20 protein-coding genes are annotated in these 20,147 nt (G+C 66.3%); 7 read left to right on the top strand and 13 right to left on the bottom strand.

Annotation, left to right across the window (positions count from 1 at the left end; all coding sequences use genetic code 11):
• The first annotated feature begins 32 nt into the window (after positions 1 to 32).
• The gene (locus C7401_RS01840; protein ID WP_112169629.1) at positions 33 to 812 is read left to right on the top strand and encodes a DeoR/GlpR family DNA-binding transcription regulator; all 780 of its coding nucleotides are present in this window, start codon (positions 33 to 35) and stop codon (positions 810 to 812) included.
• Between the two features lie 21 nt (positions 813 to 833).
• Here the strand turns inward: C7401_RS01840 and catC are convergent, their stop codons facing one another.
• The 4 genes from catC to C7401_RS01820 are packed head-to-tail and all read right to left on the bottom strand — an operon-like array spanning position 834 to position 4,213.
• Complete coding sequence (gene catC / locus C7401_RS01835; protein WP_112169628.1) at positions 834 to 1,112, bottom strand: muconolactone Delta-isomerase; 279 nt, start codon at positions 1,110 to 1,112, stop codon at positions 834 to 836.
• A 47-nt stretch (positions 1,113 to 1,159) separates the two neighbouring features.
• Positions 1,160 to 1,480: a 4-carboxymethyl-4-methylbutenolide mutase MmlI gene (mmlI, locus tag C7401_RS01830; protein ID WP_112169627.1), complete on the bottom strand. Its 321-nt coding sequence runs from the start codon at positions 1,478 to 1,480 to the stop codon at positions 1,160 to 1,162.
• Positions 1,481 to 1,522: 42 nt separating this feature from the next.
• Positions 1,523 to 2,872 carry an MFS transporter gene (locus C7401_RS01825; RefSeq protein ID WP_258396814.1) on the bottom strand — a complete coding sequence of 450 codons (1,350 nt, stop codon included), beginning with the start codon at positions 2,870 to 2,872 and terminating at the stop codon, positions 1,523 to 1,525.
• Between the two features lie 21 nt (positions 2,873 to 2,893).
• Positions 2,894 to 4,213, bottom strand: coding sequence for an acetyl-CoA hydrolase/transferase family protein (locus C7401_RS01820; RefSeq protein ID WP_112169625.1), 1,320 nt, complete (start codon positions 4,211 to 4,213; stop codon positions 2,894 to 2,896).
• Between the two features lie 241 nt (positions 4,214 to 4,454).
• Here C7401_RS01820 and C7401_RS01815 point away from each other — a divergent pair, with 241 nt between their 5' ends.
• The 3 genes from C7401_RS01815 to C7401_RS01805 all read left to right on the top strand — a co-directional run bounded on the left by C7401_RS01815 (position 4,455) and on the right by C7401_RS01805 (position 6,772).
• Positions 4,455 to 5,162 carry a 3-oxoacid CoA-transferase subunit A gene (locus tag C7401_RS01815; RefSeq protein ID WP_112169624.1) on the top strand — a complete coding sequence of 236 codons (708 nt, stop codon included), beginning with the start codon at positions 4,455 to 4,457 and terminating at the stop codon, positions 5,160 to 5,162.
• The gene (locus C7401_RS01810; protein ID WP_112169623.1) at positions 5,159 to 5,821 is read left to right on the top strand and encodes a 3-oxoacid CoA-transferase subunit B; all 663 of its coding nucleotides are present in this window, start codon (positions 5,159 to 5,161) and stop codon (positions 5,819 to 5,821) included. The genes C7401_RS01815 and C7401_RS01810 overlap by 4 nt, the downstream gene beginning before the upstream one ends.
• Positions 5,822 to 5,887: 66 nt before the next feature.
• Positions 5,888 to 6,772: an MBL fold metallo-hydrolase gene (locus tag C7401_RS01805; protein WP_112169622.1), complete on the top strand. Its 885-nt coding sequence runs from the start codon at positions 5,888 to 5,890 to the stop codon at positions 6,770 to 6,772.
• Positions 6,773 to 6,793: 21 nt separating this feature from the next.
• Here C7401_RS01805 and C7401_RS01800 read toward each other — a convergent pair whose 3' ends face one another.
• The 7 genes from C7401_RS01800 to C7401_RS01770 all read right to left on the bottom strand — a co-directional run bounded on the left by C7401_RS01800 (position 6,794) and on the right by C7401_RS01770 (position 14,982).
• Entirely contained in the window at positions 6,794 to 7,696 is a 903-nt protein-coding gene (locus C7401_RS01800) for a LysR family transcriptional regulator (RefSeq protein WP_112169621.1), read from the bottom strand.
• A 142-nt stretch (positions 7,697 to 7,838) separates the two neighbouring features.
• Positions 7,839 to 8,984, bottom strand: a complete 1,146-nt coding sequence (locus C7401_RS01795) for an NADH:flavin oxidoreductase/NADH oxidase (RefSeq protein ID WP_112169620.1) — start codon at positions 8,982 to 8,984, stop codon at positions 7,839 to 7,841.
• A 65-nt stretch (positions 8,985 to 9,049) separates the two neighbouring features.
• A complete protein-coding gene (locus C7401_RS01790; protein WP_112169619.1) occupies positions 9,050 to 10,276 on the bottom strand; it encodes an ABC transporter substrate-binding protein in 1,227 nt (408 codons plus the stop codon).
• Positions 10,277 to 10,335: 59 nt separating this feature from the next.
• Positions 10,336 to 11,064 carry an SDR family oxidoreductase gene (locus C7401_RS01785; RefSeq protein ID WP_112169618.1) on the bottom strand — a complete coding sequence of 243 codons (729 nt, stop codon included), beginning with the start codon at positions 11,062 to 11,064 and terminating at the stop codon, positions 10,336 to 10,338.
• A 48-nt stretch (positions 11,065 to 11,112) separates the two neighbouring features.
• Positions 11,113 to 12,285, bottom strand: a complete 1,173-nt coding sequence (locus tag C7401_RS01780) for an acyl-CoA dehydrogenase family protein (protein ID WP_112169617.1) — start codon at positions 12,283 to 12,285, stop codon at positions 11,113 to 11,115.
• Entirely contained in the window at positions 12,282 to 13,892 is a 1,611-nt protein-coding gene (locus tag C7401_RS01775; protein ID WP_112169616.1) for an AMP-binding protein, read from the bottom strand. Before C7401_RS01775 ends, C7401_RS01780 begins: the two co-directional genes overlap by 4 nt.
• Before the next feature lie 10 nt (positions 13,893 to 13,902).
• Complete coding sequence (locus C7401_RS01770) at positions 13,903 to 14,982, bottom strand: cyclase family protein (protein ID WP_112169615.1); 1,080 nt, start codon at positions 14,980 to 14,982, stop codon at positions 13,903 to 13,905.
• Positions 14,983 to 15,121: 139 nt separating this feature from the next.
• Here C7401_RS01770 and C7401_RS01765 point away from each other — a divergent pair, with 139 nt between their 5' ends.
• Positions 15,122 to 15,958 (top strand): IclR family transcriptional regulator, encoded by an 837-nt coding sequence (locus tag C7401_RS01765; RefSeq protein ID WP_181565471.1) that lies wholly within the window; start codon positions 15,122 to 15,124, stop codon positions 15,956 to 15,958.
• A gap of 59 nt (positions 15,959 to 16,017) precedes the next feature.
• Here C7401_RS01765 and C7401_RS01760 read toward each other — a convergent pair whose 3' ends face one another.
• Together C7401_RS01760 and C7401_RS01755 are read right to left on the bottom strand one after the other, a co-directional pair.
• Positions 16,018 to 17,682, bottom strand: coding sequence for an MFS transporter (locus tag C7401_RS01760; RefSeq protein ID WP_112169613.1), 1,665 nt, complete (start codon positions 17,680 to 17,682; stop codon positions 16,018 to 16,020).
• Positions 17,683 to 18,096: 414 nt separating this feature from the next.
• Entirely contained in the window at positions 18,097 to 18,603 is a 507-nt protein-coding gene (locus tag C7401_RS01755) for a GNAT family N-acetyltransferase (RefSeq protein WP_112169612.1), read from the bottom strand.
• 99 nt (positions 18,604 to 18,702) lie between these two features.
• Between C7401_RS01755 and C7401_RS01750 the strand changes: the two genes are divergently transcribed.
• Positions 18,703 to 19,632, top strand: coding sequence for a LysR family transcriptional regulator (locus tag C7401_RS01750; RefSeq protein ID WP_112169789.1), 930 nt, complete (start codon positions 18,703 to 18,705; stop codon positions 19,630 to 19,632).
• A gap of 36 nt (positions 19,633 to 19,668) precedes the next feature.
• Positions 19,669 to 20,100 (top strand): hypothetical protein, encoded by a 432-nt coding sequence (locus C7401_RS01745; RefSeq protein WP_112169611.1) that lies wholly within the window; start codon positions 19,669 to 19,671, stop codon positions 20,098 to 20,100.
• The last annotated feature ends 47 nt before the right edge of the window (positions 20,101 to 20,147 follow it).

The following is a 20,147-nucleotide window of genomic DNA, read 5'->3' as shown; positions in this document are numbered from 1 at the left end:
GGCCAGTCCTCAAACGCCAGTACACCGAGCCAATGACACGAGACCCGCGCCTCACCCTGAATGCTCGCCAGCAGGAAATGCTCGAATGGGTGCAACGTGACGGCTTCGTCACGGTCGACGATCTCGCCTCGCATTTCGACGTCACGCCGCAAACCATCCGCCGCGACGTGAACTGGCTCGCCGACATGAATCTCCTGCGCCGCTATCACGGCGGCGCGAGTCTGCCCACGAGTGCGGAGAATCTCTCGTACAGCGCGCGGCAACACATGTTCCATGACGAGAAGCGTCGCATCGCGGCGCTTGCCGCCCAGCATATTCCCGACCAGGCTTCGCTCTTCATCAACCTCGGCACGACGACCGAGGAAGTCGCGCGTGCGCTGCACAGTCATCGGGGCTTGCGTGTCGTCACGAACAACCTCAACGTGGCGAGCGTGATGAGCGGTTATCCCGACTGCGAAGTGATGATCACGGGCGGCGTGGTGCGGCCGTGGGACAAAGGAATCGTCGGCGAGCACACCATCGATTTCATCCGCCAGTTCAAGGTAGATTACGCCATCGTCGGCACGTCGGCCATCGAGCACGACGGCACGCTGCGCGACTTCGACACGCGCGAGGTGCGCGTGGCGCAGGCCATCATCGAGCATGCGCGCACGGTCTACCTCGTGGCGGACCATTCGAAAGTGGGCCGCCCGGCGCTCGTGCGCCAGGGGCATTTGAGCCAGATCCATGCACTCTTCACCGACCAGCCGCTGCCCGCCGAAATGAACGAGGCCGTGGCCGCCGCGGGCACGCAGGTGCACGTCGCGGCGTAGGCGGGCGCGTTTCAGTGGCGCTCAGGCAATAGACGAGGGATGCCGCGCGAGCGGCACCACGCGCATCTGCATATACGGAAAGAGCGGCAAGCTCGACAACAGGTCGTGCAGTTCGTCGTTGCTCGCCACGTCGAAGATGCTGATGTTCGAATACTGTCCCGCCACGCGCCACAAATGCGGCCACTTGCCCGCACGCTGGATTTCGGTGGCGCGCGCCTTTTCGGCGGCCTTGATCGCTTCCACGCGTTGCGCGTCGAGCGTTTCGGGGATTTCGACTTTCATTTCCACGCAAAACAGCATGAGCGTTGTCTCCTTGATGAAGTGGTGAGGGGCGTTGGCGTGCCGCGTCACACGGGCTGCGTGACGAACGGCTTGAGCGCGCCGATAAAGGTCTTGCCGTGCTCGAACCAGGCCTTGCGCACGTCCGATTCCATATAGAGGCGATACGCGGCCTCGTCTTCGAACCAGCACTCGCCGATGGCGTCCACGCGGCCCACGTCCATATAGGGCACGTGCGTATCGGTGGGCTGCTGTGCGATGAGCCGGACTTCGTATTTCGCGAGTCCCGGAATGTCGTGCGACATGTCGTAGTGACGCCGGCATTCGGCGGCGAACTGCGCGTCGGACATCGTGGCCGGCTTCGCCAGCAGGTACAGCATGCGGATCATGGGTTGTCTCCAGGTGGAATCGTGGTGATGATGGTGCGGTGTTTAGCCTGCGGCCGATGTTTGCGCCGCTTGTGCGTTGTCGGTAGCGTCGTCGAGTTGCGCGTCGATGTCGTCGAGGCTCACGCCGCGCGTTTCGGGCAGCATCAGCATGGCGAACGTGGAAATCGCATATGCGGCGAGACAGAAGAGGCCGATCGCATGCGCAAGCCCGGTATGCGCCGAAAGCCAGCCCACGCCGACGATCGCCGTCGCGCCGATCGACTTGCCTACGTTGTACACGAAACCCATGCAGGTGGTGCGCACGCGGGTGGGGAACAGCTCGCTCAGGAAGGGGCCGAGCGCCGCGAACATGCCGATGGCGGCGAAGCCCACCCAGAAGCCGAGCACTTGCATGAGCAGCGGATTCACGGGCACGAGCATGTAGCACACGGTCACGACCCACGCGAGCACCGAGAGCGAGATGAGCGCCGGGCGGCGGCCGGCGGTGTCGGCAAAGTGAGCAGTGCTGACGAAGCCGAAGAAGGCGCCCACGGCCATCACGAGAATGGAGACGATCATCGATCCGGCGGCAAGGCCGCGCTCCACCATGAGCGAGGGAATCCAGATCAGGATCGCATAACAGGCCGCCTGAAGCCCGATGACGAGCAGGCTCGCCAGCATGATGGAGCGTGCGTACTGCGGCTTGAATACCGAGAGCAGCGAGGCTTGCGGCGCGGTGTTGCGCGCGGCCTTCGTGAACGACGTCGATTCCTTCACGTTGCGCCGGATGAAGATCACCGCGCACGACGGGATCACGCCGACCCAGAACACGACGCGCCACGCCCAGTCGGGCGGCAGCCACGCGATGATCGCCGTCGAAACGAGCACCGCCGCCGACCAGCCGAGCGAAAAGCCCGACTGGACGAAACCGAGCGCGCGCCCGCGCCGCTCGGGATGCACGACTTCGGCCATGAGCGCCGCGCCCACGGCCCACTCGCCGCCAAAGCCGAAGCCCTGCATCGTGCGCGCTACGAGCATCTGGTTGAACGAGGTCGCGAAGCCCGCGAGCACGCCGAAGAACGTGAACCACAGGATCGTGAACATGAGGATGCGCACGCGGCCGTAGCGGTCGGCGAGAATGCCCGCGATCCAGCCGCCGAGCGCCGTGGCGAGCAGCGCCACCGTGCCGAGCATGCCGGCCTGCTGCTTGGTCAGGGTCCACAGCACCATCAGTGATGGCATGAGGAAGCTGAACATCTGTAGATCGTACGATTCGAGCGCCCAGCCCGCATAGCAGGCCCAGAACGTTTTCCTTTCCTCGGTCGAGCCGGAACGGTACCAGTCGAACATCGCTGTCTCCTTGAGCGCGCGGGTCGTGCCCGCGCATGGGTTGTTGTCGGGTTGTGGTCGAATTGCCTTGATACGTGCCCGCGCTCAGGCGCCGACGAGCTGGCTCCAGTCCACGCCCGCGCCGCGCAGCGTTTCGTGGCTTTGTCTTTCGAGTGCGTCGCGGTGCTCGGGCGCGGCGATGTCGAGCATCGCGCGCAGGCGCGCCCACAACCCGCGCCCGCGCAGGTCGGCCACGCCGTATTCGGTCACGATCACGTCCACGTCGCTGCGCGCGATGCCGATCGGGCCGCCGCACGAAGCGACGATGCGGCTGCGATGTCCGTGGGTCGATGTGAGCGCAACGATCGCGAGGCCGCCGCGGCTCGCGCGCGCCGCGCGTGAGAACGCGCTCGCGCCGCCCACCGCGCCGACGTAATAGCCGCCGCGGACTTCGGTGTTGACCTGGCCGCCCAGATCGACTTCGATGGCCGTGTTGATCGCCGTGAAGCGGTCGAGCCGCGCCAGCACGGCCGGGTCGTGGAGGTAGTCGATGCCGCGTAGTGAGAGGCCCTCGTCGTGCGCGGCGTGGCGGCGCAGGCGCGCGCCACCCGCGAGCCGGGCCGCTACGCCGATGCCGCGATCCACGCGCTTGTGCTCGTTCGTGAGTGCGCCGCGCGCGGCCAGTTCCACGACCGCCGCGCCCGCGGTGTCCGTATGCAGGCCCAGGCCGCGGCGGTCGGCGAGTTGCGCGAGGATCGCGTCGGGAATCGCGCCGGGGCCGCTCTGGAGCGTCGCGCCGTCGTCGATGAGCGCGGCGGCGTGGCGCGCGATGGCGCGTACGCGGGCGTCGGTGGAGTCGATGGTATCGGCAGCGGAGGGCGCGTCCAGCGGGTAATCGGCTTCGACGAGCACGTCGAAGTCCTCGCGGTTCAGGTAGCGCTCGCCATGCGTCCACGGCACGCCCGCATGCACCTCGGCGATCACCACGCGCGCGGTGTCGAGCGCGGCCGGCAGCGTGTCCATCGCGCAGCCGAGGCTGTAGCGCCCGAGCGCGTCGGGCGGCGACACCTGGAGGAACAGCACGTCCACACGCAACTCGCCCGCGCGGATCAGCGCGGGCAGCGCGGCGTCGTGGCAGGGCCACACGTCGAGCACGCCCGCCTGCACGAGCGCCTGATTGCCGCCGTAGCCGCACCAGGTCGCGAAGTCGATGGCGTCCGTGTGCTCGGGCTGCAACAGGCCCGCCTGCGACTCGCCGAGCAGGACCGCGACGCGCCCAAGGCGATGCCGCTGTTCGAGCAGCGCCTTGATGAGCGTGCGCGGCTGCGCTTCGCCTTGTCCCCAGTGAATGCGGTCGCCGGCGCGCACATGGCGCGAGAGATCGACGGCGGCGGCACTGAGCGGGGAAAGCGGGGACGAAGGCATGAACGCGGACTCCGGCAACGAGGGTGAAAGGGCTGAACGTATCTTCGGTGCGCGCCGCGCGGCTGGGAATTTCGTTTTTCGGAGCGCGCCGTTTGGTTTGGCGAAACGCGGCTATGAAGCGCGGCTATGAACGCGGCTATGAAGCGCGATGCTGAAACGCGGTCTTTCAAAAAATCGAATGGGTGCGCGCGCCGTGCGGCGCTATCGTGGCGGAACCGTCCAACCACGGAATTCCTCAGACATGATCGACAAATACTGGCCCGACACCGCAAGCGCGCTCGCCGACGTGAGCGACGGCGCGGTCGTCGGCATCGGCGGCTTCGGCAACGCCGGGGTGCCCGAAGACCTTATCGACGCGCTGATCGCGAGCGGCGCGCGCGAGCTCACGCTCGTCAGCAACAACGCGGGCAACGCGGAAATCGGCCTCGCCGCATTGCTGAAAACGGGGCGCGTGGCGCGTATCGTCTGCTCGTTTCCGCGCCAGCCCGACTCGTGGGTGTTCAACGACCTGTACCGCCAGGGCCGCATCGAGCTGGAACTGTGCCCGCAGGGCACGCTCGCCGAGCGGCTGCGCGCGGCGGGCGCGGGTATCGGCGCGTTCTATACGCCCACGGGCTATGGCACGCCGCTCGCGCAGCACAAGGAAACGCGCGAGATCGGCGGGCGCGGCCAGGTGCTCGAATATGCGCTGCCGCTCGATTACGCGCTTGTGAAGGCCGAACGCGGCGACCGCTGGGGCAATCTCGTCTACCGGCGGCTCGCGCGCAATTTCGGCCCCGTGATGGCCACGGCCGCGCGCCGCACCGTCGCTTCGGTGTCCGAACTCGTGCCGCTCGGCACGCTCGACCCCGAAGCCATCGTCTCGCCCGGCATTTACGTCGATCGCCTCGTCGTGCGCGGCGCTGCCGCGCCGTCCGCCGCTGAATCTCTTGCAGGAGCGCTCGCATGACCCCGCAACAACGCAATGCGCTGGCCGCGCGCGTGGCGCGCGATATTCCCGAAGGCGCATATGTGAATCTCGGCATCGGGCTGCCTACGCTGGTCGCCAATCACATTCCCGCCGAACGCGAAGTGATCCTGCACAGCGAGAACGGCGTGCTCGGCCGCTGGGTCAAGCCCGCGCCGCACGAAGAGGACCCCGATCTCATCAACGCGGGCAAGGAGCCGATCCGCCTGCTGCCGGGCGCGGCGCTCTTTCATCACGCCGACTCGTTTGCGATGATGCGCGGCGGCCACCTCGACTATTGCGTGCTCGGCGCGTTCCAGGTGTCGACGCACGGCGACCTCGCGAACTGGCACACGGGCGACGCCGACGCGATTCCCGGCGTGGGCGGCGCTATGGATCTGGCCGTGGGCGCGCGCAACGTGTTCGTCGTGATGGAGCACGTGGACCGCAACGGCGCGCCGAAAATCCTGCCCGAGTGCACCTTCCCGCTCACGGGCATGCGCTGCGTGACGCGCATCTACACCGACCTCGCCGTCATCGACGTGCGCGCCGAAGGCCTCACGGTGATCGAACTCACCGGCCAAGCTAGCGCACAGGACGTGCAGGCCGCCACGGCCGCGCCCTTGCGATTCGCGCTCGCGCGCGACGCTGCGGCGGCATAATCGAACCACGCGCGGGGCGCGCTTCGCGCTCCGCGCCCCGGACACGAACCCATCGAAACGACGACCATGATCGACACCATGATGATCGGGGATGTGCGCATCACCCGCATTCACGAATACTCCGGCCCCACGCATCCGCCGGAATTCCTGCTGCCGGATCTCGATCCGGCGGCGCTCGAACGCAATCGCGACTGGATGGCACCGCAGCACTGGGTGCCGCACATGAACCGCTTCGTGTTGACCGTGCAATTGTGGGTCGTGCACGCGGGCGGCAACATCATCGTTGTCGATACGGGTGTGGGCAACGGCAAGCCGCGCGAAGGCATGGCACGCATGCACCGGCTCAATACGCTCGTGCCCGAATGGCTCGAAGCCGCCGGCGCGCCGCTCGACAAGGTCACGCACGTCGCCATCACGCACCTGCATATGGACCACGTGGGCTGGAATACGCGCTGGCTCGACAACCGCTGGACGCCCACGTTCCCTAACGCGCGCTACTACCTCCCCGAAGACGACTTTCTCTATTGCAAGGCGGGGCGCAACAAGGTGGAAGGCGTGGACGTGTTCGGCGACGCGTTCGACGACAGCGTGATGCCGGTCGTGGATGCGGGGCTTGCCGTCATGATGCGCCCGGGCATGGAGATCGCCGATTGCCTGAAGGTCGAAGCCGCGCCGGGGCACAGCCCCGGGCAGGTGGCGTTTCGCATCCGCTCGCGCGGCGAGGAGGCGGTGTTCAGCGGCGACATCTGCCACAACCCGATCCAGATTGCCTGTCCCGAGGTGAATTCGGGCTACTGCCTGTGGCCCGACCAGGCGCGCAGCACGCGCCACGCGTTTCTCGAAGCGGCCGCCGAGCGCGAGGCGCTCATTCTGCCGGTGCATTTCGGCGACCCGTATTGCGGCTACGTGCGCCGCGAGGGTAACGGCTTCGCATTCGAGCCGCTGCGCTGAACAGCGCGCATGCGTCGCGGCTTACGGCGACTCGCTGTCGTAGGCCGCGATGATGCGGCGAACCAGGTCCTGCGCGAACGAGGGCAGCGACTCGAAGGCCTTCGCGCATAGCTGATATTCGCGCGTGGCCCACGGCTCGTCGAGCTCGCACACGTGCACGGTGGCGCGGCTGTTCATGCGTTGCACGACGATCTCGGGCATCACGCCAATGCCGATGCCCGCTTCCACGAGCCGGAACACGGCGTCGAAGCCCGCCGCCTGCACGCGCACGCTGAGGTTCTCGTGCAGCGCGAGCGCATGCTGGCGCAGGAACTCCTGGGTCGCGCTGCCGTCCAGCAGCGCGACGAATTCGTGTTGCAGCAAGTCCTGAAAGCGTGCCTTGTTTCTGTTCGCCACGGGATGATCGAGCGGGGCCACGGCAACGAGTCGCGACCGCGCGAAGCGGCGCACTTCGGTGCCGTCGGTCGGCACCGTGCCGGAGATGATGGCGATATCGGCCGCACCGTCCCGCACCGCGCGCACGGCTTCGTCGCTGAGCTTTTCGCGCATGTCGATCTGCACTTCGGGATGGTCGCGCAGGAAGGCGCCGAGCACGGGCGGCATGAATTCGGTGATCGCCGTCGTGTTGGCCTGGATCTTCAGTTGTCCTTTCAGACCGCTGCCGAACGCCTGCAATTCACTGGTCAGCAGCTCGATTTGCGCGAGGATGCGCCGGCCATGATCCAGATAGGCGCGACCGGCCTCGGTCAGCGCCACGCCCTGACTGGAGCGCTGGAACACTTTGATGCCGAGCGTGAATTCGAGGTTCTTGATGCGTTGGCTTGCGGCCGGCACGGACAGGAACGAGCGCGCGGCGCCGCGCGTGAGATTCGACTCCTCGGCAATATTGCTGACGAGTCGGAAGTCGGCGAGATCGAAATGCATAGGCGAGAACCGGCAGCGGCGGAGCGAGTCGTTCGCGCCCGCATAAATGCTCAATGTAGCAGCGCGGCGTGGCGCGGGCTATTGTGGTATTCGCCAATTCTCGCTGGCAAGCCGATGAGGGCGTGCGCCGAAACGCCGTGTTTCAAGGTGCGAATGTGGAGGGCACGAAGCCCGGCGTGGCGCTCGCACGGCGCTCCAGCCAATAGCGGATATGAGGCGGCCAGTGCGCCGCCGCGCCGTCGACGCCGAGCTTGAGCGCGGCGTCGATTGCCCAGTTCGGGTTGTGGATCAGTTCCCTGCCGAGCAGGATGAGATCGGCACGGCCCGCCGCGAGGATCGCCTCGGCCTGGCGCGCATGCACGATCAGCCCCACGGCGGCGGTCGGCATGCCGGTATGCGCCTTGACGTGCTCCGCATACTGCACCTGATAGCCATAATCGGGCGCGGCATGCGAGGGCAATGGCGAACCGACGAGGCCGCCCGAGGTGCAATCGATCACGTCCACGCCGTGCAGCGAAAGCTGGCGGCTCAGCACGACGGTGTCGTCCACGCTCCAGCCCGCGCCGTCCACGCATGACACGCGCACGAACAGCGGCTTGGCGTCGTCCCAGTTCGCGCGCACCGCATCCACGATCTCGATCACGAGGCGCATGCGGTTGGCGAGACTGCCGCCGTACGCATCGCCGCGCCGGTTCGTTGCGGGAGAGAGGAACTGGTGGAGCAGGTAGCCGTGCGCGGCGTGCAACTCGATCACGTCATAGCCCGCGCGCCGCGCGCGCGAGGCCGCCGCGGCGTAGGCGTCGACGACCGCGCGGATATCGCCAGGCGTCATGGCGCGCGGCGCGGGCATGCCTTCCTTGAGCGCGACCGCGCTCGCGGATATCGGCTCCCACTCGTCCCAGTCCTCGATATCGGGCGTTCGCTCCAGGTAGCCGCGCCCTTGCGTGGGCGCTCGCGTGCGGGCCTTGCGCCCGCAATGCAGAAGCTGGATGCCCGCGGCCGCGCCGTTCGCCTTGATGAGAGCGACGATGCGCGCGAGCGGCTCGACGAAGCGGTCGTCCCAGAGGCCCAGATCGCCGGTCGTGCCGCAGCCGCGCCGTTCGACGCTCGTGCCCTCCTGAAACACGAGGCCGCAGCCGCCGTCCGCGAAGCGTCCGAGATGCATCAGATGCCAGTCGGTGGGGTAGCCCTTGTTGGCGGCGTACTGCCACATCGGCGAGGCGACGATCCGGTTCTTCAGTTGCAGATCGCGCAAGCGGAACCCGGAAAACAGCATGGCGGTCGGCATGGTGGCTCCTGTTTTGGCGTGCCGGATCGACCGGATTGACGTTCTGCTCCGCTCGCGAGAGCGTATTACGGCTTGACCAGCGGGCAGCCGCTTTGCGCGAGCGACCTGAACGCCTTGTCGGCGGGAATCGTCGCGAGCAATTTGTAGTAATCCCAGGGATATTTCGATTCCGCCGGACTCTTGACCTGGAAGAGGTACATGTCGTGGACCATGAGCCCGTCTTCGCGAATCCGGCCGTTCGTCGCGAAGAAGTCGGAAACCGGCATCTCGCGCATCTTGCGCATCACGACGGTGGCGTCGGTCGAATTCGCCGCCTGCACGGCCTTGAGGTAATGCAGCACGGAGGAATACACGGCCGCCTGGCTCATGTTCGGCATTGCCTTGACCTTTTCGTAGTAGCGGCGCGAGAACGCCCGCGTTTGCGGATTCATGTCCCAATAGAACGCTTCGGAAAGCACCATGCCCTGGGCGGTTTGCAGGCCAATGGCGTGCACGTCGTTGATGTACATGAGCAGGCTCGCCATGCGTTGCGGGCCGCCCGGGCGCACGCCGAATTCGCGCGCCGCCTTGACGACATTCACGAGGTCGCCGCCAAAGCTGGCGAGACCGATCACGCCCGCGCCGCTGTTCTGGGCCTGCACCACGGCCGACGAAAAGTCGGCTGCGCCGAGCGGAACCGGCACTTCGCCCAGCACGCTCGCGCCGGACTGGCCGAGCGCCGTGCGCGCGGCGCCCACGATGTCGTGGCCGCCGGCGTAGTCGGCGGTGATGAAGTACCAGCGCTTGCCGCCCTGGTTCGCCACCGTGCGCGCGACCGAGTTGGCGAGCGCGTACGAATCGTACGCATAATGCACCGAGGTGGGCGTGCAGAGATCGCCGGTCAGCCGGTCCGATGCGGGCCCGCTCAGGAACAGGATCTTGCCTTTGGCGCGGGCGATATTGAGCACGGCGAGCGCGGCCGACGACCCCGTCACGTCCATGATCGCGTCCACGTGCTTCACGTCGAACCATTCCCGTGCCGTGGTGGCTGCCGTATCGGCATGGCCCTGGCTGTTGCCCACGACCAGCTCCACGTTGTGGCCGAGCGCCTTGCCGCCGAAATCGTCGATGGCCAACTGGGCCGCTGTCACGCTGCCCTTGCCGGAGATATCGGAGTAAACGCCGGTCATGTCGAGGATCAGGCCGATCTTCACGCCTTCCTCGGCATGCGCCCGGGGCGTGCCGGCGAACAGCGCCAGCGCGGCCAGCATGCCTGCGAGCGCGCCACGATGGAGTGCATGGACGGATTTCATTATGGTCTCCTTACCGCCCGGGCGGGCGGCATATGTTTTTCAACGCGTGCGAATATTCCTCAAATGCGAACGTTACTGGTGGTCAAGCCGCCGTCGATATGGAGCGTTTGTCCGGTCACGAAGCCCGAGCGCTCGTCGAGCAGGAACGCGATTAGGTGCGCCACTTCTTCCGGCGTGCCCACCCGCTGCAACGGAACGGCGGCCATTAGCGCCTGCGTGCGTGGATCCTCGGGCGGGCTCGCGGTGTGGAACATTTCGGTGGCGATGGGGCCTGGCGCGATCACGTTGACCGTGATGGCCGAGGGCGCCAGCTCCAGCGCCCACGTGCGGCTCATGCCGATCACGGCCGCCTTGGTCGCGCTGTATGCGGTGCGATTGATCTTGCCGAGCGCCGCGCGCGAGGAGAGGTTCACGATGCGCCCCGCGCCTAGCTCGCGCATGCCCGGCACCAGCGCCTGCGCGCACACCAGTGAGGCACTGACGTTCACGCGCAGCGCTTCCTCCATGTCCGAGGGCCGCGTGTCGTCGAGCGAGGTCGTGTGCGCGATCGCGGCGTTGTTCACGAGGCCGTAGAACGGTGCCGTGTTGGCGAGCCGCGTGACGAGTTCCTGTGTCATCGCGAGATCGTCCAGGTCGCAGCAGTGAAAGTCGGCGTCGTCCTCCAGATCGGCGGGGCGCGTGCGCGCGACGCCAATCGCCTGATAGCCGTCCTCGCGCAGACGTGTGAGCGCCGCGCGCCCGATACCCCGGCTCGCGCCTGTGACCAGCACGCGTTTTCTGGTTGTCATGAATGCTCCTGTCTGTCCAAAGTGGAAAAGTCGCGGGCGAAGCCCGCGTCAAGGGCAGGCGGCCAGCACCTTGCGGCCGATGATGAGTTTCTGGATTTCAGAAGCGCCCTCGTAAATGCGCATGGGCCGCACGTCGCGAAAGAGCCGCTCGATCACGCAGCCCTGCGTAACGCCCAGCGCGCCGAATAGCTGCACGGCGCTGTCCACCACGCGAAACGCGGCTTCGGTCGCGCCGAGCTTGGCCATCGACGCCTCGCGTGTGATCGCCGCCCGGCGCGCGTCGCGCTGCCAGGCCGCGCGGTAGACCAGCAAGGCCGCGGCTTCGGTGTCGAGCGCCATATCCGCCACGCGCATGCGTACGGTGTCCATTTCCGCCATCGGCTTGCCGAACAGCGTCCGCGCGTTCATGCGCGCGACGGTTTCGTCCAGCGCGCGGCGCGCGAGACCCACGGCCGCCGCGCCGACCGACGAGCGGAAGATGTCGAGCACCGCCATCGCCACCTTGAACCCTTCGCCGGGTTGCCCGAGCATCGAGTCGGCGCTCACTTCGCAGTCGTGCAGTTCGAGTTCGGCAAGCGGGTGGGGCGCGACGATCTCCACATTCGCGCTGGCCTTCAAACCCGTTGTGCGCGCATCGACAAGAAAAGCGGAAAGCGCCTTCGCACCGGGTGCATCTTCGGTGCGCGCGACGATCACGTAATAGTCCGCAATGCCGCCGTTCGAGATGTAGGCTTTCGCGCCGTTGAGCACATAGCGCTCGCCGCGCCGTTCGCCGCGCGTGGTGATCGCGGCGACGTCGGAGCCGCCGCCGGGTTCGGTCAGCGCGAAGGCGGCGAGCGTGCGGCCTTCGCGGCAGCCGTCGAGGTAGCGCGAGCGCTGCGCTTCGCTGCCGAACAACCAGAGCGGCGCGGAGCCGATGCCCTGCATCGAGAACACGAAATCGGCGAGCGCGCTGTCATAGGACAGCGCTTCGCGGATCAAGCAAACGGAGCGCAGATCGACCGACGGCGGCGTGTCGCCAGCCAGCCGCGGAACCGCGTAGCCCAGCAGTCCCGCCTTGCCCAGTTCGGCGGCGAGCAGCCTGCATTGTTCAGTGAGCGGCTGTTGCGCGAGCGATGGTTCGATTTGCGCGTAGCGAGCGCGCCAGGCATGAAGGCGCTCGACGGTGGTCTCGTGTTGCGCGTCGAAGAACGGCCAGTCCCAATGCGACCATCGACTCATGACCGTGCCTCCCCGGAAGCGAGCAGTTCTCTCGCCATGGCCTGCAACTCGTTCTTTTTCACTTTCTCTCCATTGGGGCTGGGCGTAACGGGGAATGCACCGATCCGGAAGATGCGCACCGGCACCTTGAAAATGGCCAGTTGCGCCTTGCATGCGGCGAGCAACGTGTGCTCCTCGTGAACATAGGCCTCGCTGCCGACGACGAACGCCACGGGGCGTGCGCTTCCCTGTGCTTCGACGGCCACGACCTGGCATGCGTGCGCGCCGGACGAGGCCAGCACGACTTCCTCGATCTCCAGCGGGTTGACGAGGTAACCGCCAATGCGCAGAACGTCGCCGATGCGCGACAGATGGTTGAAACCGCCGTCGCCGGTCAGGCAGGCGATGTCGCCGGTGCGCAGGAAGCCGTCCGGCGTGAAAGCCTTCGCGGTGGCTTCGGCGTTGCCGAGATAGCCCGTCATGATGTCGGGCGTGGCGATCTCCAGTTCGCCGGGCTCGCCCGCGCCGAGCAGCGCGCCGGTGCGCAGGCAGCGCACGCGTATGCGCGCGTCGGGCGCGAGCGGCACGCCGCCCGATTGCGCGCGCCGATCCAGCGGCGCGTCGGCAGGTTGCGCGGCAAACAGCGCAAGCGTCTCGCTCATGCCGAAGCAGCCGCGCATCAGGATGCCTCTTGCTTCGGCGCGTTTGGGCAGATCGACGAGACCCGGCGTGAAATTGGCGTGGCCATACATGCGCAGGTCGCGCGGCGTCCAGTCCGTGCCGGTGGCCGCCAGGATCTTGTCGAGCATGTCGTTCGTGCCGAACATGTGCGTGACGCGATGCTCGACCATCGCGAGCGCCGTTTCGGCCGGGTCGAAGCTTTCCATGAGAACGAGCGGCGCGTGGGCGGCGAGCGCGGTCATTGCAATGGTGTAGCCGAACGCGCCGCAGAGCGGAATGGCCAGCAGCAGGCGGGCGTCGTCGGGGCCGATGCCGAAGGCGGCCGCCACGTCGCGGCCATGATGCAGCACGCGGCCCTGGGCGTGGACGATCAGCTTGGGCTGGCTCGTGGTGCCCGACGACGAGAGGATGATGCAGGCGTCTTCGGGTTGTGCGGGCGCAAGTGCTAATGGCGCGGCGCAAGCCAGCGCTTCGAGATCGATCGCCCGAGCGCCCTCTGGTGCGTGCGGCGCACGCGCGGCCGGGGCGCGCTCGTGCGTCTCGCTCACCGCCACCACGCATTGCAGCGCGGCGAGGCAAGCGGAATCCACGGCGCGCAACAGAGATTCGTAGTCCTTCCCTTTATATGAAGGCATGTAGCAAAGCGCCTTGCAGCCGGTTCGCTCCATGAACTGGCCCACTTCCTTCGGGCCATAGCGCATGTTCAGGCACAGCACGGCCGCCCCGAGGCGCGCGCAGGCGAGCGCGATGGCGAGCCAGTCAGGCAGGTTCGGCAGCCACAGTGCGACCGTGTCATGGCGGCCGATGCCCGCCTCGTTCAGGCCGCCCGCAATGCGCTGCGCGCGCTCGCGCAATTCGCCATAGCTGATGCGCGTATCGCCGAACACGAGCGCCGTGGCCGGGGGCGGCGCGCGCTCGATCCATTCGAACAGTGTGGTTTCGGACATAGCGCCTCGCTCAGACCGTGCCGATGGGCGTGACCGGCGAGCCGACCGCGCCCGGCAAACGCAGCGGCGGCGCCGTCAAGAGGAAGCGATGGCGGCCGTGCTCGCGCAGCCACGTGGCGAGCGGCGTGAGGTACCAAAGCTCGCCGAACGGCATGCCGAGCTTGAAGAGGCAAAGCTCATGAAGCGGGAGGAAGGCACAGGGCCCGGACTGCGCGCGCGCGGGCACGGACTCCACGCCGTAGTTGTCGGCCACGATCGCGGCGATGCCGGTGTCGATGATCCACTGATGCAACTCCGGGTCGCGCCCGTCGAGCGCGGCGCCAAAGCGCTCGGGCATGTCGGGCTCGGGCTGCTTGTTGCGCTCGAGCACGAGCTGCGCGAACCGCGTGTGCAGGCAGAGGATATCGCCCGCCTCGACCACCACGCCGTCCTCGCGCATGATGCGATCGAGGTCGCGGTAGCTCACGATCCGGTGTGCGTCACCGAGATGGGCGTGCAGATCGACCATCACGGCGCGCCCTTGCACGCCATGCTCCGCGATCTTCTCGATGCCTAGCGCGAGCGCGCGCGACTGCCCGTCGAGGCGCGGGTCGTCGGCCGGTGCGAGCACGTCCGCACCCGCGCGAAAGCCGTTGTAGTAGACGAGCTCGTCCACACCGTCGCCGTCCACGTCGAAATGGCCGCCTACGTGCGCGAGCGCATCCCATTGCGTCGAATATTGCAGGAACAACTGGGCGTAGTCGTCGCAAACGACGTCGGTGAAATCGCGGTTTTCGCGCGACAGTTCGAAGTTCATGCCCAGCCCGAGCTTTCTGGGCGTCGGTTTGATGACCGGCGGGTGACGCCGCGGATTGAGCGCGTTGCCGCCTGGGTAGTCGAGCGGCAGGCTCAGGCAGAACGAGCGTCCTTCGCGGACTTCGGCCGCACCCTGGCGAACCTTCTCCGCCGTGATCAAATTCAGCCTTCCTAATTGATCATCGGGGCCGAAGTCGCCCCAGTTTGATTGGGCGGGACGCTGCTTCCAGCGCGAACTGGTGGCGCCCTCCACGGGCCTGGCGTGGGGGGCATGGAACGCTTTGTACTGACTCATCCTGTCTCCTTTTTTGATGACGGCGTCACCTTGTTGGCAACGCAACGATGGAAGGTCGTGTTCCTGTTCTTGCGCTCCATTGCAGACGAACATCGATTACACTACAAGCACGCTTGGCGAATTCGATCACATTGTGAACATGAATAGCGATCAAGATTTGAGCGGCGAGGCCGTCGCCGCACAGGATGGGCGAGCCCACGCGTCAGGCGTTGCAGGCACGCAAAGTCTTTCTCGTGCGTTAGGCCTGCTCAAGTGCGTGGCGGCCGCTCATGAACGCGGCGTCGACCTGGCGGAACTGCTCGCCACCACAGGGCTCGATCGAAGCACGGCGTTCCGGCTGCTCGCGGGGCTCGCGCACGAAGGGTTCGTCGAGCGCGAAGCGGTCACGCGCAAATACCGGCTCGGCATCGAATCCATGCAACTGGGACTGACCGCCATGAGCCGTGCCCCCGTGCTCGTCAGTTGCCGCCCCATGCTACTCTCCATCGCGCGTCAGACCGAGGACACGGTTTTCCTCCTCATTCGCAATGGCGACTACGGGCATTGCCTGCACATGGAGGAGGGCAACCATCCCATCAAGGCGCACACGCTGCTGCCCGGCAACCTGCGTTTGCTGGGCGTGGGCACGGCGTGTCTCGCGCTACTCTCCAAGCTTCCCGACCCGGAAATCGACGCCATCTTCACGCGCCATCGGGTCGAGTACGAGCGCATGGGCATCACGCGCCAGCGCATGAAGGATCTGGTGCAGCGCACGCGCCGCACGGGCTATTCGGAAACGGAGAACATGATCACGGCGGGCGCCGGGGGCGTGGGCGCCGCGTTCGAGATCAGCAGGGGCAACTATGCGGCGCTCAGCGTGGCGTCGGTGCTCTCGCGCATGGGCAAGAGCCGGCGCGAATGGATCGCGGCGCTCGTGCGCGAAGAAATTCGCAGATCGCAGTCACGCTTCCCCGTGCACGGGAGCCCGGACGAGTGAGCACGAATGCGAGGGCAGGCGGCAGGCCGCCTGCCCGCCTGCTTGCATGAGCACAAGCGTTAGTGGTGGATGCTGTTGTTGCGCGTCTCGCGGAAGAACAACACCGTTGCGATGAAGCCGAGCACCAGCCACACGGCGGGATAAAGCAGGCCGCCATAGATGCTGCCCGTTTGCGCGCTCAGTGCAAACGCGCCTGCCGGAAGCAGGCCGCCTATCCAACCCGTGGCGAGGTGATACGGAAACGACATCGCGGTGTAGCGAATGCGGGCGGGAAACATCTCGACGAGCACGGCCGTGCCCGGACCGTAGATCATGCTTTGCAGCAGCATCATCCAGATCATCAGCCCGAACAGGCCCCATGCGTTGACGCTGGAAGGCTCCGCGCCTTCCGGATAGCCCGCCGTGCGCAATGCGGACGAGACTGTGGACGCCAGCGCTTTTTCACGCGCGGCGCTGTCCGCGCCGCTCATGGTCGGCACGTCGTAGCGTTGCCCGCCGATTCCGATCCACGCTTGCGCACCGGCCGCGAGCGGCTCGGTCGCGAAGCTTGCCGAGAAGCGATACAGCAGGCGCTTCGCGACGTCGCACGAAGATGTGAAATGGCGCGTGCCCGTGGGGTTGAACTGGATCGCGCAGCTTGCCGGGTCGGCATGCAGCACCACCGGCGCTTGCGCCTGCGCGCGTTCGAGCGCCGGATTGCCCAGGTGCGTCATGGCGCGATAGGCGGGCAACAGCGTCGCGAGTATCAGCACGTAGCCGGCCAGCATGACCGGCTTTCTGCCTACGCGGTCGGAGAGCGCCGAGAAGATCCAGTACATGAGCGGCGACGTGCACAGCGCACCCATCATGATGAGGTTGGTGGTTTGCGCGTCGATCTTCAGCGTCTCGGTCATGAAGAACAGCGGATAAACGGTCGCCGTGTAGGCGATCACGGCAATCGGCGCGCACACCGCGAAGAAGGCGATCAGCATGGTCTTGCGGTGGGCCGGGTCGCCGAACAGCTCGCGTATCGGCGCGTGCGACTGGCGTTGTTCCTGCCGCAGTCGCGCGAACACGGCCGACTCCTGCATGGAAAGCCGGATATACACGGAGATCGCAAGGAGTACGGAGGAAAACAGGAACGGCAGGCGCCAGCCCCAGTCCTCGAACGCGCTTCCCGTCACGGCGCGGCACAGCGCGACGACCAGCAGCGACATGAGCAGGCCGATCGCGCCGGTCGAGACGATCCACGAGAGATTGCGCGCGCGCCGGTTTTGCGGCGAACTTTCCGCGACATAGGTGGCCGCGCCGCCGAATTCGCCGCCGAGCGCCAGACCTTGCGTCATGCGCAGCGCGATGAGGATCACGGGCGCGACCACGCCAAGCTCGGCGTAGCCCGGCAGCACGCCCACGCACACGGTGGACAGGCCCATGACGACAATCGTTGCGAGAAAGGTGTACTTGCGTCCCTGGCGGTCGCCGAGCCGGCCGAACACCAGCGCGCCGAAGGGCCGTAACAGGAAGCCCGTGGCGAACGCGAGCAGCGTGAAGATGAATCCCGTGCGCGGGTCGACGCCCGCGAAAAACTTCTTCGCAATGACCGGCGCGAGCGACGCGTAGAGATAGAAGTCATACCATTCGAACACCGTGCCGACCGACGCGCTGACCAGCACCCTCGTCACGCCGCGCGAGGCGGGCGCGGGTGAGGCGCGCCCGGCGAGGGCGTCCAGACTTTCCTGTGCCATATCCGTTGTCTCCTGGTTCTTGTTGCCGCGCCGGTTCGCCGGACACGGCTTTCGGTTGTGTCTTCGCCTTCGAACATTCCAGGACTGCGTGATTGCCCAGCCTGCGCACGCTCGCGCCCGAAGCGGCCGCGCATGCCGGTGCGCCAGGGATTTCACCAGGCGGCCGGCAGCAAGCCGAAAGCCGGCGTGCGTGCCAATGATTTGAGCGAATGGGGAAGGGCGCTTCAACCGCTATTCAGCGATCCGTTCACACTGTGAACGCGTGCCTGCGGCCTGCGTTGGGGGGTAGTTCGAATGGCGTAGCACGTCGGGAGATGGCGCGGTGCGCACATTGGTTGTGCTAACAACCTTATGGGAAAGTCACGGTTGTGGGCAACGCGCTCGCGCTGCCCCCGTGATGCCGTGATCGGCGATTTATGCGGTGCGAAGGGCCGGATGCTCGGCGGAGTCTGCGAACACGCGAATGGCGTCGCCCTCCATGCGGTAGCGAATCCATTCGCTTTGCGGTTTCGCGCCGATCGACCGGTAGAAGCCGATTGCCGGCTCGTTCCAGTCCAGCACGCTCCATTCGAAGCGTCCGCAGCCCGTTTCCACGGCGATCGCGGCGAGATGCTGCAACAGGCGCTTGCCCGCGCCCTGGCCGCGCGCGTCGGTCGAGACGTAAAGGTCTTCGAGATACAGGCCGGGTTTGGCTTGCCACGTCGAATACGAAAAGAAGTACACGGCAAACCCCACCGGTTCGCCGTCGAGTTCGCATATCAGCGCTTTGGCGGGTGATTGGGGGCCGAACAGCGAGGCGGTAATCGTTTCCGTGGTCGCGAGGACCTGGTCTTCGGCCTTTTCGTAGCGGGCGAGCTCCCTGATGAAGTGCAGGATGAGCGGGGCGTCGTTGGAGACTGCGGGGCGGATATCGAGTGCCATGAGCGTGAGCCGGTTCCGGAAATGCCAGGGGAAAGACCAGCATGGTAGTCGAAAGCTAATCTGCATATACTGCATTGTCTTCAATGTCGAATGAACATCATGCATCAAGGGCTGCGCCAGCTTGACCTGAATTTGTTGCTCGTGTTCGACGCGCTGGTGCGTCACCGCTCGGTGAGGCAGGCGTCCGACGAACTGGCGATGAGCGCGTCGGCGTTGAGCCATGCGCTGGCGCGACTGCGCAACGCGCTCGCCGACGAACTGTTTGTGCGGGTCGGCAATGAAATGCGGCCCACCGCGGCGGCCGAAAGGATGATGCGCCCGATAGGCGAAGCGCTCGCATTGCTCAACGCAGGACTTACGCCCACGCGCCGGTTCGACGCCGCCGCAAGCGATCGCACGTTTGTGTTCGCCGCCACCGACTACACTGCGTTTGCCGTGCTTCCCGCATTTATCGCGAGAATGCAGAAGGTCGCGCCGAAGCTGCGTTTCAAGGTGGTGTATTCGCGCGGCCGCGAATCGGCGGACGAGCTTGCGTCAGGCCGCATCGACTTTGCGCTCGGCTATGAGGAGGACGAACTGCCGTTGCCGGCGGGCGTTGAGAGCACCGACTGGTTCTCCGACGATTACGTGGTGATCGCGAGCAAACGGCATCCGTCGATCCGGCGCGCGCCGACCCTGGCGCAGTATCTCGCTGCGCGGCACGTGGTGGTGACGCCGTGGAATGAGACGCGCGGTTCGATCGATCTCGTGCTCGAGCGTCTCGGTGTGACGCGGGAGGTGGCCGTGCAGTTGCCGAGCGTGCTCGCTGCACCGTTCATCATTGCTCACACGGATCTGCTGATGACCGTTCCGCAGCATGCGGCGCTGATCTTGCAGAAAGCCGCGCCCGTCACGATTTTTCCGGCGCCATTCGCGGTGCCGCAATACACGCTGAAGATCTATCAGCACACGCGGCATGTTGGCACCGCTGCCCATACCTGGTTGCGCGATCAATTGCTGCATTCCGTGCCGGAATCGAAACCGCGTTGAGGGGCGCTATGCTGTACGTTTGCGCAGGAGGCATACATGGCAGGAGCATGGCAATTCCAGATCCGCATCACCGTCGCGCCCGACCTGGCCGAGGCGTTGCGCGCGCATGCTCAGGACGAGCGGCGCGACGTGATCGAAGCGGTCCTGCGCGAGCGCAACGCTACGTTGACGTGTCAGTTCGATGCCTTCGCCGGCTATGTCGAAGAGGCGGAGCGCATGGGCCGGGGCCGGTATCCGCTGTATCAATGGACGAAGGATACGATCGCTAACCCCGAGAAAAAGGCGAAGTATCTGAAGTCGTATGCGGTGTACGTGGGCGGCGAACCGGTCTACGACAAGGACACCGCCGAGTGGCTGTACGCTCGGCTCACGGCGCTCGCCGACCAGGGAGGGATCGAAAGCGTGAGCCGGTTCGATACGAACCCGGCCAATAATCCGCAACCTCCGCAACCGCCCGCGCGGCAATGAGGTGAGCGGGCTCCGTTTCGCTCCCGCCTTGATCCGCACTCAGGCTG

Source organism: Paraburkholderia unamae (assembly GCF_003268775.1).
Lineage (GTDB): Bacteria > Pseudomonadota > Gammaproteobacteria > Burkholderiales > Burkholderiaceae > Paraburkholderia > Paraburkholderia unamae.
The sequence above is the reverse complement of the archived record's forward strand: the minus strand, read 5'-3'. Positions and strand labels throughout refer to the sequence as shown.